Raw genomic sequence first — 15,212 nt, 5'->3', positions numbered from 1 at the left:
GGGGGGGGGGGGGGGGGGGGGGGGGGGGGGGGGGGGGGGGGGGGGGGGGGGGGGGGGGGGGGGGTGGGGGGGGGTTGGGGTGGTGGGGGTGGGGGGCCGGGGGGGGGGCGGGGGCGGGGGGGGCGGGGGCCGCCCCCCCCCCCCCCCCCCCCCCCCCCCCCCCCCCCCCCCCCCCCCCCCCCCCCCCCCCCCCCCCCCCCCCCCCCCCCCCCCCACTTCTCCTTTCACGGCTTGATGTTGACGTTGAGGCGGAAGACGTTGTCGGGGTCATACTGGCGCTTGAGCCGCACCAGGCGCTCGTACTTGTCGGTGCCCCAGGCTTTGGCCAGCGGTTCCGGCTCGTCACCCGACAGGAAGTTGACGTAGGTGCGCTCCATGTGGAAGCCCGACAGGGCCTCGCGGAAGTCCCGGGCCCACTGGCGCTGCGGCTCCGGGTCGGGGTCGTCGTCGGTCCACACGGCGCTGAAGCTTGCGTTGTAGGAAGGCCGGCGGTTGCTGTAGAAGGCGGTGGCCTCGTCAGGAACCCGCGCCATCGCGCCGCCGAGCTGGTAGAAGTTCGATTTGGCCTTCGGCGACGGGCTGCGGAAGCCGAACTCGACCAGGACGTCGATGATCTCGTCGGTGAACGGGGGCAGCTCGCACGACTGCCAGTAATAGTGCCACCCGTGGGGGCCCCACGGGTCGACGAGCTGCTGGTGCTCGACGTAGGGCTTGGGCCGGAGGGTGTCGGCCACCGGCCGCGCGAACGAGCGCAGCGGCCTCAGGACCTGCTCGCCCTTCTCCAGGTCGCCGACGTAGCAGGCGTTGATGTAGACCACAGGCCGGCCGTGGATCTCGGCGGGCAGGTAGTCCATCGGCGGGGCCAGCCGGATGGAGACGATCGTCATCAGTTCGTCCGGCGCGTCCGCGATCCAGTCACGATAACGGCGGAGCACCTGCTGGCCGTCTGCCAGGTTGAAGAAGACCGAGCCGCCCAGCACGGTGGGGCCCACCGGGTGCGCCTGGTACTCGAACGACGTGGCGATCCCGAAGTTTCCGCTGCCGCCGCGCAGGCCCCAGAACAGCTCAGGGTTCTGGTCGTCGCTGGCGGTCAGCAGCTCGCCGGCGGCGGTGACGAGGTCGATGGAGCGGACGTTGTCGATGGTCGCCCCATGCTTGCGCGAGAGCCAGCCGATGCCCCCGCCGAGCGTCAGCCCGGCGATCCCGGTGTGTGAGACGACGCCTCCGGGAACGGCCAGGCCGTGCAGCTGTGTCTCCCGGTCCAGCTCCCCCCACAGGAGTCCCGCCTGCGCCCGCACGACCTGATCGGAAGGGTTGACGAAGGCGCCCTTCATGGGGGATAGGTCGATGACGATGCCGTCGTCGCAGACAGAGTTGCCGGCCACGCTGTGGCCGCCGCCTCGCACCGCGACCAGGAGGTCCTTCTCGCGCGCGAAGCGGAGGGCGGCGAGCACGTCGGCGGCACCCGTGCACCGGGCGATCAGGGCGGGGAAGCGGTTGGCATCCCCGTTCCAGACCCTTCGGGCGGTGTCGTACTCGGTGTCCTCCGGCCGGATGAGCACGCCACGAAAATGTCGCCGCAGCTCGTTGGTGTCCATTTGAGTCCCCTCATTGTCCGGCGCTTGCATCCCTGCCAAGGACGCTAGGGCGCGCGTTATCGCCCGGCATCCGGGATAAGCACGCAGTCGTGGCGGCGGGAAAGCCGAACGGTTGTCTACGGGTTCACTCGGAAGCCGCGCCTTCACCGGGAGCGCATGATTCGGGAATGAACCGGTCGGAGACGCTTTACACGCGATTCTTGAGGCAGGCTGAGGACCGTCCGCACGCGGTCGCGGTCAGCGGGGACGGTGGCCCACTCACCTACACCGAGCTCGACGAGCGCGCCCGGTCCTGCCGGTCGCAGCTCGAAAGGCTGGGCGTCGCTCCGGGCTCTCTGGTGGCGCTGTGCGTGGGGCGCAACGTCAACCTAGCCGTGGCGACCCTCGCCGTTGCCGGCCTCGGTTGCGCCTACGTGCCCATCGACCCGCGCTATCCGGACGAGCGGCGGCGTTACGTGCTGGAGGACGCTCGCCCGGCAGCTCTCATCCGAGAGGACCCGAAGACGGGTGAGCCGGTCGCCTCGTGCCTTGAGCATGAGCCTCGGACGGACGTGCCGCCCGATGCGGCCTACGTCATCTACACCTCCGGGACGACGGGACCGCCCAAGGGCACGCTCGTCGGCCACGCGAACCTCCTGGCCCTCTTCGACGCGTGCCAGGAACACTTCGCCTTCACCGGCGACGAGGTGTGGACCGTCTTCCACTCCTACGGCTTCGACTTCAGCGTCTGGGAGCTGTGGGGGGCTTTGCTGCACGGCGGACGTGCCGTCGTGGTGAGTTCCGCCGACGCGGCCAATCCCTGGAGGCTGGCCCGGCTCCTGCGCGAGGAATCGGTCACCGTGCTCAGCCAGGTGCCCACGGCGTTTGGCTACCTGGTCAACGCACTGGAAGACGTGCCGATCCAGCTCGAGCGGCTGCGCTGGATTGTCTTCGGCGGCGAGGCGGTGAACCTGACGGATGTGCGACGCTGGACCGCGCTGGGGCTGGCGCCGAACGCCCGGCCGATCAACATGTACGGCATCACCGAGACGACCGTCCACGTGACGCACCACGTCATCGATCTCGACCAGGTCCCGTACGGGGCGGGTTCGACCCCGATCGGCCGGCCGCTGTCGCACCTGGAAGTGAGGGTGGTCGACGAGGCGCTCCGGGAGGTGCCTTCCGGCGTCCCGGGCGAGATGCTGGTGGGTGGAGCGGGCGTGGCCCACGGGTACCTGGGCCGGCCTGGCCTGACCGCGGACAGGTTCGTCCACGTCGACGGTCTGGGGCGCTGTTACCGGAGCGGCGACTGGGCAGTGCGCGACGCCTCAGGGGGGCTGCACTACCTCGGACGGCAGGACCGTCAGGTGAAGGTACGCGGGCACCGGATCGAGCTCGGCGAGGTGGAGGCGGCCATCGCGGAACATCCCGATGTGCATCAGTGCGTGGCCGACGTGCGCGGTGGCGGGCAGGCGCCGGAATTGGTGGCCCACTACGCCGGGCGATCTTCGCTGAACCCAGAGGAGCTGAAGCAGTATCTGGCCCAGCGGCTGCCCGCGCACCTCGTGCCGTCGCGGCTCCACTGGCACGCGAGGCTTCCACAAACGGGCAACGGGAAGATCGATCGCGCTCGCCTGTCGGCCGATCTCGAAAGAAGCTGATCGATGTGGCCCAGTGTGAAACGTCCTTGCGGCACTGCGCTGCCGTTCCGGAGGCGTCAAGTGTCACCTGGCCCGTCTCGCGATGGGTTTGTGACGATCACGCGGCTGGGCTCGACGGTGCAGGCTGTCCACTATCGATCACCGGGTCAGTGAGATAGGCGGGGAAGTGCGTGCCGCTCCGGGATGGCCAGGCCGTGATCACCCTGGTCAGCAGCCTGCTATGGCGCCACTGTGATCAACGGACACGCCCGCGGGGCCCGCCCCGATCGCGAGCAGGTGATCGTAGGAGAGGCGGCCCGCACCGCTCTGCTCCCGGGCGAAGACGCGGACGAGGTCGTGGAAGCGGTAGATGGTCAGCTTCCGGTTGTCGCTTGCGATCACCTGGAGCAGTTGGGCGTCGACGAGGCGCTCGAGAATACGCTCGGCCTCCGGCACGGACAGCTCCAAGAGCGCCGCGGCCATCCACGATGTGATATCCCTCGCCTCGAGGTGCCCCAAGCGCTGGAAGGCACGCTGTTCCACCGCGTCCAGATCGTGGTGGCTAAGCGCGATACTCGCCCGCACCTGGAGCGAGCCGTAAGCCAGCTCGTCCAGGCGGTGTCGCTCGTCACGCAGGTGCGCGACCAGCCGGGAGGCGCTCCAGTGTGGCTTGGCCGCCAGCTTCGCGCCGACGATTCGGAGGGCCAGCGGCAGGCCGCCGCACAGGGACAGCAGCTCCCGCACCGCGCAGGGCTCGGACTCCAGCCGCTCGCGGCTCACCATCTTCTCCAGCAGGCCGGTGGCCTGCTGGAGGCTGAACTCCGGCAGCGAGACATGATGGGCTCCGGCCAGCGCGCCCAGCGGTTTGCGGCTGGTCACGAGCACCGCGCATCGGGCGCTGCCCGGCAGCAGCGGTAAGACCTGCTTCTCGTCGGCGGCGTTGTCCAGCATGACCAGCACAGGGTTGTGGGCGGTGCATGTGCGGAACAACTCCGCGCGTTCGTCCAGCGTGGTGGGCATTGCGTCGGCTCTGACGCCCAGCACGCGCAGGAACCTGCTCAGGACTTCAGCGGGATCCACGGGATCGGAGGGTGAAGCAGCCCCGTGCAGGTCAACGTACAGTTGCCCGCCGGGGAACGCCGTGCGGAGCTGGTGAGCCAGATGCAGCGCGAGCACGGTCTTGCCCACGCCGCCCATGCCGGAGATCGCGGCGATCGGCATGGCGTTGCCCCGGGGGTAGGCCAGATACCGGGTCAGGGTCAACGAGTGCTCCTCCCGCGCGGTGTAGTCGGCCACCTCGAGCGGTAACATGTTGACGTTCCCCTGATCCGCCCGCGCCGGCCCTTCGGCCTCCGCGCCTCGCGCCTGCTGGAGCAGCAGCCGCGACTGCGCTTGGCGCAGCACCGGCGATGGGTCGATGCCAAGGTCCTCGGCCAGCTGGACCTTGATCGCCTCGAATCTGCGGAGCCCTTCGGCGCGACGCCCCGACGCCCCGAGCGCGGTGACGAGCCGTGCGTGGACGTGCTCGTCGTAGGGCTGCCGCAGGGCCAGGTGCTCCAGATGCTCCACTGCCAGCGCGGGCTGGTCGAGGTCGAGAGCCGTGTCGGCCAGATCCACGATGCACCTCGTATGCTCCATCTCCAGCCGCAGCGCCAGCGAGCTGCCGCGCAGCCCGTCCAGGGCGCCTTCCAGCACCGGCGCTCGCCATTCCGCCAGCGCCAGTTTGAGCAGTTCGAGCTTGCGTTGGGGATGGTGCGGTTCTGTGGCCTGCGCGGCCAAGTCCAGGAAACGGACCGCGTCGACCCTGATCCTGGCTGTGTCGAGCCGGTAGCCTTGATTGGTCAGCTCGATGGCGTCGGGCAGCGAGAGCTGCTCGCGTAGCCATGAGCGTAGCCGCGAGATCCCCGTTCGAAGCGCCCCCACGGTTGCTCCCGACGGACCCCAGACCCATTCGATCAGCTGATCTTCCGGGACCGCACCTCCCAGCATCAAGGCCAGGCCGGCGAGTAGCCCTGGCCCATGCCGCCCCGGCACCACCGTCTCGGTGTCGCCCACCAGAACCGTGAACGGCCCGAGAACGCGTACTTCTGGTTGCCCTGTCATTTCTGCCCTCGCACAGGCCAGGAGGGCTCAATGAACCAGCGGAGTGCCACAAAAAAGGGAGGGGTACATGGCTTCGACGTGGAATCCTCGGCTTTCTGGCCCGAGATGCGCAACAGATGCCCTCTATCCGATAGGCGCCACTTCTTCACACGTTTGGTGCGCGCTCGCCCGGCTCTGCTCGCCTAGGCACCTGGTCCCAGGCTTTCAGGATGCTCACTCAGAGCAGTGGTCCCGCCGAGTCGTCACTACGTCGTTCCTCGCACCCACCCCCGTGCGCCTCGATACGAGAATGACGTCAGGCGGTATCAGTCCGTCCCTGGTCCGTCCTCGGTCCGGCATTGACGCGTGGGCCGCTGGTCCACCCGGCGCGAACCAAATGATCAAGAGGCTGATCATCACCAGCTCAAACTCCACAAGCCAGGACGAAGATGGCGTCGTGGAGACATCGCGAGACACGGTCGCTTCATCTGGGGTCTTGAACGCCGCCTCGCTGTAGAGCCTGCTGTACCTCCGCTTGCCAAGCTCGGCCCACGAGCGAGGGTGTCCATCAAGTGGGCGCCGGCCCCGTATCCGTGAGTCGGGTGCTCGGTGGGTGCTCGGTGGGTGCTCGGATGCCGGGAACCAGAGGCGCCGGAGCGCCCGGCCAGGCACGAGAATCAGCGGAAGCGCGTGGACGAACCGGACCGCAGGTAACGCCCCAGTACCGTCACAGACGAGCTAACACCATGATCCACAATCTCCTCATCGGCGGGGGCCGGGGTTCGAGTCCCTGGCGGCGCACCTGACAGGAACCCCCGGTTCAGTGCCCTTGCGCTGGGGGTTCTTCATGTGGATTCCTGGGTCTCGTCACACAGCGAAGGCACCACGCATCCGCGTCGAGTCGGGTGAGATGGCGTAGAGCGTTCGTCGCCTCGACCGCATCGTCGGGAAAGATCTCTATCGCGCGCTCCCAATGCCGGCGTGCGCGGATCAGATCGCCGTGGCGCGCGGCCGTATGAGCGAGCCCTTCTTCCGCACGAGCTTGCGAGAACGGGAGATCGTTGTCGCAGGCCACCCGCAGCGCTCGGCGGAAGAGCGATTCGGCGGCCTGGACGTCTCCAACGGCCAGGAAGCTCTCCCCGAGGGCGGCGAGCGCGTCGCATTCCGTCTCGCGCAGATCGGCGTCATATGCCAGAGGCAGAGCCTCCTGCCCGCTCTTGATCGCGTCATCGAGGGCGCCCAGGCAGCGCTGGGCGGTGCACAGCCAGGCGAGTGTCATCGCCTCGCCCCGGACGTACCGGATCTCCCGGCTCAGTTCCAGTCCCTGGCTGAGGTGGGAGACCGACTCTTCGAACCGGTTCCGCAGATAGGCCACCCACCCGAGGTTGACCAGCATCATCACTTCGAAATCCTGGCGGCCGGAGCGACGGTGCTCCGCCAAGGCTGTGAGGAAGTGGTCCGATGCCTCGTCGTACTGGCCGAGTTCGGAGCACACCAGCCCCAGGTTGCCGACGGACGTCATCTCGGCTGACCTGTCGCCTGCGGCGACCGCCAGCGTCCTGGCGGTGGTGAAGCTGTTATACGCGTCGCGGACCCGCCCCGCCTGGAGATGGCTGACACCCAGATCGCAATGCTGCCAGGCTTCGGCAGCCGTGTCGCCGAGCTCGCGGCTGAGCCGAATCGCCTGCTGGAAGAGCTCTTCCACCTCGGCTCGCCGGCCGCGGTCCCGGTAGGCGAGGGCGAGGTTGGCCAGGGCGGCGGACTCTCCTCGCAGGCTGCCCTGGGCTCGGGCCGCGCGCAGAGCGATGTGGAACAGATTCGCCGATCCAGCGCGGTGATTGATGTGGGCGAAGTACGGGAGCAGCAGGCATGGCAGTTGCCAGGCGTGGACGTCCCAGCCCTGCTGATCCGCGAGGTGGATGGCTGCGAGCAGATTCGCGTGTTCAATGCGCAGCACCTCTATGGCCTCAGTGGTGCTGGCAGGGGCTTCGAGGGACATGGGCGGGTAGGTCAGGTCGGGGTCGAAGCGCGCGTAGCCGAGCGCAATCGGGTGGCAGTGCGCATGGGCGAGCGCGAGGTAGTAGTCGAGCATCCGGTGTCGTGCCGCTCTGAGCCGCGATGGTTCCTCTGTGATCTCCGCCAGTTCGTGCGCGCAATCGCGGACCAGGTCGTGGAAGCGGTAGCGGCCCGGTGAGCGCTGCATGAGCAGGTTGCACTCGACCAGTTCCTCGAGCGCGTCCTCGGCGTCCTCGAGCGTGATCCCCGCGATGGCCGCACCGGTCCGCGCGTCGAAGTCGCTGCCTTGATGGAGGCCGAGCAGCCGGAATACACGTTGCTGCACGTCGGTCAGGTGCTGGTACGAAAGGCTCAGCACGTCGGCCACTCCGCGGTCGCTTACCGACAACACTCGGCGTCGCTTGCGCCGGTCGCGCATGAGCTCCGCCAGATGGGCCACGGTCCAGGTGGGACGTTGCCGGAGCCGCGAGGCGGCGATCCTGACTGCCAGTGGGAGCCCCCCGCACAGCGAAGTCACCCTGCGGACGGCGTCGCGCTCGATGTTCGCGCTCGCGGGCCCGGCGATCCGCCGGAACAGCTCGTCGGCCGCGTTCGGTGCCAGGGAGCCCAGCGAGAACGGAATCGCGTCCTCCAGGGCCAGCACCTGCTGGCGGCTGGTGACCAGCACAAGTGTGCCGGGCGAGCCGGGCAGCAAGGGCCGGACCTGGGTGGCGTCCAGGGCATTGTCCAGGATGACGAGCGCCTTCTTGCCGGCCAGCGCCTTCCGCCATTGAGCGGCACGGGCATCGGTGTCCGCGGGAATCTGCTCGGCCGGAAGCCCGTACTGGCAGAGCAGCGACTCCAGCCCCTCGCCTGGTGCCACCGGGGTGCCGCCCGTAGTGAAGCCGCGTAGATCGAGGAAGAACTGGCCGTCCGGGTAGCCGGCCGCGACCTGGTGCGCGAGATGGACGGCGAGCGCGGTCTTACCGACCCCGCCCATACCGCTGATCACCACGATCGCCGGGGCTGCCGAGGCGCGGCCGGCTTCGGCGACGAGGTGGCGGAGTTCGGCGGCGCGCCCGGTGAAGTCCAAGCTGTCGTTGGGGAGGAACGACGGCGCCGTCCCCGTGGGAGCGGTAACGGCGATCGCCGGTTCGCTCTCGCCGCGGAGAAGCCGTTCGTGCAGGTGACGCATCTCCGCGCTGGGATCGAGCCCAAGCTCTTCGGCGAGGTGCCTGCGGCCCTCGTCGTAGACGGCGAGGGCGTCGGCCTGCCGCCCGGATCGGGCGAGAGCCATCATCAGGGAGCACCGCAGCCGCTCACGTAAGGGGTGATCGGCGACGAGCCTCACGAGCTCGCTTACCAGGGCAGCGCCATCACCCGACTCCAGGCGAATCGTGTACAGGCGTTCCACAGCCGCGATCCGCTGTTCGTCCAGGGCGGCCGCACCGCTGTCGATGAGTCGGCTGCGCAGGCCGCTGAGTGTGGGCCCACGCCATTGCGCGAGCGCCCGTTGTAACAGTCTGATGGCCTCGTCGTGCCGGCCGCCCAAGGCCTCCCGGTCGGCGGCCTTGACGTCCTCCTGGAAGCGGGCGGCGTCGAGTTCGCCCTCCGCCGGACTGATGAGATATCCGGCGGTGGTGGTCTGGAAGATGTCGGCGGGTCCGCCCTGCTCGGCCACAAGGCGCCGGAGTGCCGACCCTGCGTTGAACACCTGGCGCCGTGCCGTCGGCGGTGGATCGTCCCAGAGTTCGTCGATGAGTTGGTCGAAGGAGATGACCATGCCCGGATGGAGCAGGAGGATGGCGAGCAGTTTCCGCTGCCGCTCACCACCCAGGCGCACGGGATGGTCTGCGAGCAGGATCTCCAACGGACCCAAGACCCGATACTGCACCTGCGCCCCCCACGTCCCCGTTCGTCATTGCGGAAGTGCGCTGATCGTTGAGCTTTGTCAGCACCCTAGCACGAGGTCGTCCTTGACTGCTCTCACAACACTTTCGCAACTCTCTCATGAAGTGTGTTGCCCGATTTGATCGGGGGGTGTTGCCTGTAAGGAATTGCCGCCAGGGGAGTCGGTCGGCGGTCATTAACGGGGAGAGGTCGAAGGTATGAAGTGGTCAGGCATTATCGGGCTGTTGGCTGCCGTTTTCCTTGTGGGGCTGCTGGCTCTCGCCAATCCGGGCACGGCGTCCAAAACAGTCCGTGACGTCGCATCCCTCGTTCCGGTCGGGACCGGCGGGTTGTGAGCCCGCTTCGCTGATGTCTCGTGACACAACGAGGAGTAACGCGTGTTGAGCGCGTAGAGGCCGGGCGGGGGCTGGCGGCCACTCTGATCGCGCTGACGGTGATCTCCGCGAGTGCGGCTGTCGCGCAGTCGCATGCGTCCGTCGTTCCTTCATGGTTAAAACGCGCGCGTTCTTCATTCGAGTTGATCTGGCCGCAGCGCTGGTCGTTCTTCTCACGTGAGGGCACCGCGCCCTTCACTGTTGCCTACAGTCTGGAGGGGGGGCGATTTCGGCCGATCGTCAATCGGCAGGCAAGTGCGGAGCTTTGGTGGGGCATTCGTCGAAGCGGTACGGAATTCTCGGTGCGCGCACTTGGCGCGTCCATTCCCAATCGTTATTGGTATGTATGCACGGCGGATGACATTGGGTATTGCCGTTCGGTCGTCGCCGCGGTTGAGCCATTTGAGTTCCTCGTTCCCGCAGGGTCGTCGTTGCCGTGCGGCCGGTCCGTGTTCGCCCGGAAGCGGCCGTCAGGCGACGGTCTACGCGTTCACCAGATCGCCGTGGTCAAACTGTCATGTCCTCGATGACCAGGTGGATCGGCCGCTGGTCTGGCGTTGCCGCGGCATTCGAGCCCAGGAACATGCCGCTGGCCGTCGGCCGATCGCTCCTGGCAGTCGCCGAACTCGCGGTCGTCGTCTTCAACTCGGACAGCAATCTCTTTCCGCGGATTCCCGAGCTTCCCGCCGGACCGCGCTGTGACGGGCTGCGTGGGCTCTCGCTCTGGTGCGTCGGTGAGCAGTGGCCGATCCTGAGCCGGATCCTGGCCGCCGTCATCCTCCTGGCCGTTGCGAGCGGATACCGTCCGCGATGGACCTGTGTCCCGCATTGGTACATCATGTTCAGCCTGAGTGCCAGCATGCCTTCCCCCAACGGCGGCGAGCAGGTCGCACGTGTTCTTGCGCTGCTTCTCGTCCCGATCTGCCTCGGGGACGGAAGGCGATGGCACTGGCAGCGTCCCGTTCGGCCACTCCCACCGGCCTGGCGCGGAGCCGCCTACGCCGCCAGCCTGGTGATGCGCGTCCAGGTGGTCGTCATCTACGTCGACGCCGCTCTGTCCAAGCTTCTGGAGCCCGCATGGCGAGATGGCACCGCCATGAGATATGTCATCAATGACCCATTTGTCGGTCCGCCGGACATGGTGCGGGCGCTGGTGGAATCCGGAGAGGCCGAAGGCCGACTGCTGCTCCTGCTGGGTTGGGGCACGATCGTGGTCGAGCTCTTCCTCGCCTGCGCCGTCCTCGGCAGGGCTCGTCTCCGGGCGAGCGGGCTGCTGGTAGGAGGCGTGCTCCACGGCACCATCTTCGTCTTCCTGGGGTTGGGCAGCTTCGAGCTGGTGATGATCAGCCTCTTGATCATCGTGACCCTGCCAGGTGGATCGCTGCTCTCGCAGGCCGGCACCGGGCCGAGGACGGACCAGGGACGATCCGATACCGACTGACGGCATTCTCGAATCAAGTCGCGCAGGGTGAGCACGACGAACGGGGAAGTCAATGATCGGCACGGAGCGTGGCCCGGCCTGAGCCGGAAGCCGGACGACAGCTGAAGGAGCGCGGGGATTCCACCGGGCGCGCCTCCTTGGGAGCCGTCACCACGCGATCTCCTGAACCAGGATGTGACCTGTGTCTGAACACCCCAGCAATCGGCTGCGTGCCCAGCATGCTTTGTTGGAGATCGAATCGAGCCGGGCGAGATCGTGGCCACGTTACTGCGCCACCCGAACGTCTTGGCCGCCCCGTGATGGTCAGACAGGACCGCCCGGGCGACACCCCGGCAGCTCGCCGACGCCCTCACCGGCCGAACTGGAAAGCCGCCCAGCCCGCATGATGCTGCCGGTCTACATGTTGCCTGCACACCACGTTGTGCTCGCGCCTGCCGCTCACCGGCAACGGGTAGATGGACAGGGAGATGCCGCCACCGCCGGGCGAGGGGCCGTTGGCCGACGTCCACCTGGCCGATGGATTGGGCCCGGCAGGACTTTCCAGGTGCCTCACGATCCAGACGCGATCCTCCTCACTGGCTCCACGGGCTACGTGGGCGCTTCCTCTTGGCTGAGCTCCTGAGGCCCACCCAGGAGATGATGCAGTGCCTGGCCAGGACGCACACGCATCGGATCGACGACCCTGCGCCGCTACCGCGCGCGCCTCGGATCGTTGCGGAGGTGGGCGACCTGGAACTGCCGCGCCTCGGCGTGCCGCGTGAATGTTACGACGGACTCGCCGACATGCTCGATTTCATCGTCCGCTGCGGCACCCGTCGTGCACCATGGCTCCACGCTTGGGGTCTTCGCGCCGGGGCCAGCAGTAGAGGAGGGCGTACCCGGTGGGGCGCCTGCGGTTACGCGGAGGGCAAGTGGGCCGCGAACAGCTCGTCACCGCGGCGCGCGCGGGCGGGATGCCTGCGACGGTGCATCGGCTGGCACCGTGCTCGGCAACACGGAGACCGGCGCCGCACCGCACGACGACTACCTGTGCCCGCTGACCAAGGGTTTTGTGTGCAAGCCGGCGCGGCGCCCGACGGCGACGGACCGCTGAACGTGATGCCCGTCGACCATGCCGTCCGCGCGCTCGTCCGGCTGGCCCGTAACCCGGCCTCGACAGGCAGGATATTCCGCCTGCGGTTCTCGCGGCTGTGGGAGTGGGTGGCGGTTCACGGTTACCCGTTGCCGATCGCGCCCTACAACCACTGGCGATCCATGAGCGTGCTGGACCTGCTGCTGCCCTTGCCCGACGCCGAGCCGTACCACGAACCTGGGGAGCGGAGGTGGCGCACGCGCTGCATACCCGCCTGTGGAACAGGCTGCGGGCCGCGGTCCTGCTGGTGCGCGGCGCCAGCAGCGTGATCCCCGCCGTTCCGCACCTGGAGCGCCAGGTGCTCGTGCAGGAGAGCACGATCCACAGAGCAGTCAAGGGGGTTCTTCGGGGTGTTTGAGGTCACCGTTCCCAAGCTCAACAGCAACGATGTGAACTACACGCTGACGGCGTGGCTGGTCGAGGACGGGCACCACGTCGAGGCGGGAGATCCGCTCGTGGAGGTGGAGACCTCCAAGGCGGTCTCCGGCAATCGCCGCCGAGCGTTCCGCGATCGTCCATCACCTCGTACGGCCCGGACGCGAGTGCGCGCACGACCATGTGATCGCCTGGTTGTTCGAGAGTGATGACGAGCGGCAGCGTGCCAGCGAGGTTTGCGAAGGACAGGATCCGCGCCCGGCCGACGAGGTCATCGGCACCAACAGGGCCCAGCATGTCGCTGAGGAACCCGGCGTCTCGCTGGAGGCGTTGCGCGCGGGTAAACGGTTAGGTCGACGCGAGGACGTGGAGAGCCTGGCCACGCCGTCCGACGAGCGCCACGTCGGGCTGTCGCGCCATCGGGTGATCAACGGTCGTTACGCCACACTGTTCCTCCAGGCGATCAAGCATGCTCTGGAGTGGGGCGCCGATGGTCTCACACGCTCCCAGTCCCCATCAGCCTGGGAGCTGGCCACACGCCACACTTCAGTCATCGGGGTGGTGCAGCGCATAGGCGAGCGCCCCCCGCAGGCCCATCTCCCCGCCCTCGCCGAAGGCAAGCTCGAACGCCTGGTCGCCCACCGCCGCGCGGCAGTGCCCCTCGCACTGCTCGTGCGCGGCCACGAACGCCGGCGAGGTCTGCGCGACCACCGACCCCGCCACCCGCCACTGCGCCGTGGCGATGCCCAGCAGCGTCGCGCCGCGTACGGCGTCGCCGACGAACGCGGTGGCCAGCGCGAGGTTGGTGAAGGAGATGGCCAGCCCGAGCGCGTCGCCGAGCGACGACTTGACGCGGATGGCCGCTCGGGCGAAGGCGGCGGCCGCGGCGAAGTCGCCCAGGCCCAGCTGGACACCCGCGCCGAACGCGTCGGCGTAGGAGCGTGCCCACACCTCGCCGTGGCGGTCGGACAGCTCGTGGATGGTGCGGACGGTCTCCATGGCGCCGTCGAGGTCGCCGCTCTGGGCGCGGGCGATGAGCCGGTGGATGTGGACGACGAACAGGCAGTCGTGGTGGCGCGAGCCCACCAGGGCCAGCACCTCGCCGCACAGGCGTTCCGCGTCGTGGTTGCGGCCGGCGAGCGCGGGCGCGACCGCGGTGATGGCGCCCGCGTGGGGAAGGGCTTCCAGGTCGCCGAGCTCGTCGGCGACGCGCAGGGCGTCTTCGAGCCGCTCCTGGCCCCGCTCGTAGTCGCCCTGCGTGAGGGTGACCCAGCCGGAGGCCCATAGGGCGCGCGCCAGCTCGGGACCCTGCTCGTCGACCAGGGACAGGCCGCGGTCGAGGTGCAGCCGGCCCTCGCGGACCATGCCGAGGCAGACCCAGCAGTAGATGAGGCGCCCGGCCAGGTCGAGCCCGGCCAGCCGCTCGCCGGGGCGGGAGAAGGAGTAGTCGAGGGCCGTGCGGATGTCGGGCAGCCGGCTCCGCAGGCGGTCGTACCACTCGATCTGGCGCGGGCCGTACCAGTCGGCGTAGAACCGGCGCGCCAGGTCGAGGAAGTAGTCGCGGTGACCGCGCCGGAGCGGCTCGTCCTGGCCTAGCTCGGCCAGCCACTGCGCGCCGTACTCGCGGATGGTGTCGAGCATGCGGTAGCCCTCGGGCAGGCGCTGCACGATCGACTTGTCGACCAGGGCGCGCAGCAGGTGGGTGATCTCGGCGGGCGAGAGCGCCTCGTCGGCGCAGACGGTGGTGGCGGCGTCGAGGTCGAACAGCCCGGCGAACACCGACAGGCGGGCCCACAGCAGCCGTTCCTTCGGCTCGCACAGCTCGTGGCTCCAGCCGATCGTGGTGCGCAGCGTCTGGTGGCGCGGATCGCCGTGGGGCGTGCCGGTGAGCAGCTGGAAGCGGTCGGCGAGGTGGTCGGTGATCTCCTGCACCGTCATGACCCGCTGGCGGGCCGCGGCCAGCTCGATCGCCAGCGGCAGCCCGTCGAGGCGGTGGCAGATGGCGGCGACCTGCGGGGTGAGCGTGAACGAGGGCGCGACGGCGCGGGCCCGTTCGGCGAACAGGACCACCGCGGGTTGCGTGGTGTAGTCGGGGCCGATCTCGCCGGGTGCCGGTACGGCCAGCGGTTCGACGGTGAACAGGCGTTCCTCGCCGAGCCCGAGCCTGACGCGGCTGGTGACCACCAGGCGCAGCCCCGGAGCGGCGCGCAGAAGTGATTCGGCCAGCTCGGCGCAGGCCGCGATCAGGTGCTCGCAGGTGTCCCAGACGATCAGCATGCGCCTGCCCGCGAGGTACTCGGCCAGTACCTCCCCGGGCGGCCGGGCCGACTGGTCGGGCACGCCGAGTGTCAGCGAGACGGTCTGTCCCAGCAGCGCGGGCTCCTGCAGGCTCGACAACTCCACGAACCAGACGCCGTCGGCGTACGCCTGCGCCAGCTCGGAGGCCAGGCGCAGCGCCAGCCGCGACTTGCCCACCCCGCCGACCCCGGTCAGCGTCACCAGCCGGGACTCGCCCACGAGGCGCCGCAGGTCGGCCAGCTCGCGCTCCCGGTCGACGAAACTCGTCGACTCGGCTGGGAGATTGCCCGTCCGCAGGTTCACGGCATCCACCTCCCGTGAGGGAAGACCACAGCCTACTCTTTCGCAGACCGTGTGCGAGAGCTGACGCATGGTGAGATAGTTGCC

9 protein-coding genes are annotated in these 15,212 nt (G+C 68.8%); 5 read left to right on the top strand and 4 right to left on the bottom strand.

Going from position 1 to position 15,212, the window contains the following annotated elements:
- Nucleotides 1-224 precede the first annotated feature (224 nt).
- The gene (locus ACIBH1_RS15245; protein ID WP_397314336.1) at nt 225-1,598 is read right to left on the bottom strand and encodes an FAD-binding oxidoreductase; all 1,374 of its coding nucleotides are present in this window, start codon (nt 1,596-1,598) and stop codon (nt 225-227) included.
- A gap of 200 nt (nt 1,599-1,798) precedes the next feature.
- On the opposite strand from ACIBH1_RS15245, the gene ACIBH1_RS15240 reads away from it, so the two are divergent.
- Nucleotides 1,799-3,238: an amino acid adenylation domain-containing protein gene (locus ACIBH1_RS15240; RefSeq protein ID WP_397314335.1), complete on the top strand. Its 1,440-nt coding sequence runs from the start codon at nt 1,799-1,801 to the stop codon at nt 3,236-3,238.
- A 207-nt stretch (nt 3,239-3,445) separates the two neighbouring features.
- Here the strand turns inward: ACIBH1_RS15240 and ACIBH1_RS15235 are convergent, their stop codons facing one another.
- The gene (locus ACIBH1_RS15235; RefSeq protein WP_397314334.1) at nt 3,446-5,272 is read right to left on the bottom strand and encodes a BTAD domain-containing putative transcriptional regulator; all 1,827 of its coding nucleotides are present in this window, start codon (nt 5,270-5,272) and stop codon (nt 3,446-3,448) included.
- Between the two features lie 847 nt (nt 5,273-6,119).
- Nucleotides 6,120-9,164 carry a BTAD domain-containing putative transcriptional regulator gene (locus ACIBH1_RS15230; protein ID WP_397314333.1) on the bottom strand — a complete coding sequence of 1,015 codons (3,045 nt, stop codon included), beginning with the start codon at nt 9,162-9,164 and terminating at the stop codon, nt 6,120-6,122.
- 396 nt (nt 9,165-9,560) lie between these two features.
- Here ACIBH1_RS15230 and ACIBH1_RS15225 point away from each other — a divergent pair, with 396 nt between their 5' ends.
- From ACIBH1_RS15225 to ACIBH1_RS15210, 4 genes are all read left to right on the top strand, one after another.
- Nucleotides 9,561-10,109, top strand: a complete 549-nt coding sequence (locus tag ACIBH1_RS15225) for a hypothetical protein (protein ID WP_397314332.1) — start codon at nt 9,561-9,563, stop codon at nt 10,107-10,109.
- The gene (locus ACIBH1_RS15220) at nt 10,106-11,020 is read left to right on the top strand and encodes a sporulation-delaying protein SdpB family protein (protein ID WP_397314330.1); all 915 of its coding nucleotides are present in this window, start codon (nt 10,106-10,108) and stop codon (nt 11,018-11,020) included. The genes ACIBH1_RS15225 and ACIBH1_RS15220 overlap by 4 nt, the downstream gene beginning before the upstream one ends.
- Before the next feature lie 1,322 nt (nt 11,021-12,342).
- Complete coding sequence (locus tag ACIBH1_RS15215) at nt 12,343-12,510, top strand: hypothetical protein (protein WP_397314329.1); 168 nt, start codon at nt 12,343-12,345, stop codon at nt 12,508-12,510.
- Nucleotides 12,503-12,736, top strand: coding sequence for a lipoyl domain-containing protein (locus tag ACIBH1_RS15210; RefSeq protein WP_397314328.1), 234 nt, complete (start codon nt 12,503-12,505; stop codon nt 12,734-12,736). Before ACIBH1_RS15215 ends, ACIBH1_RS15210 begins: the two co-directional genes overlap by 8 nt.
- A gap of 337 nt (nt 12,737-13,073) precedes the next feature.
- Here the strand turns inward: ACIBH1_RS15210 and ACIBH1_RS15205 are convergent, their stop codons facing one another.
- Nucleotides 13,074-15,128: an ATP-binding protein gene (locus ACIBH1_RS15205; RefSeq protein ID WP_397314327.1), complete on the bottom strand. Its 2,055-nt coding sequence runs from the start codon at nt 15,126-15,128 to the stop codon at nt 13,074-13,076.
- Between the last annotated feature and the right edge of the window lie 84 nt (nt 15,129-15,212).

Origin of the sequence: Nonomuraea sp. NPDC050663 (genome assembly GCF_044456985.1) — a bacterium.
Lineage (GTDB): Bacteria > Actinomycetota > Actinomycetes > Streptosporangiales > Streptosporangiaceae > Nonomuraea.
Note: the sequence above shows the minus strand (reverse complement) of the source record. Positions and strands in the feature narration are given on the sequence as shown.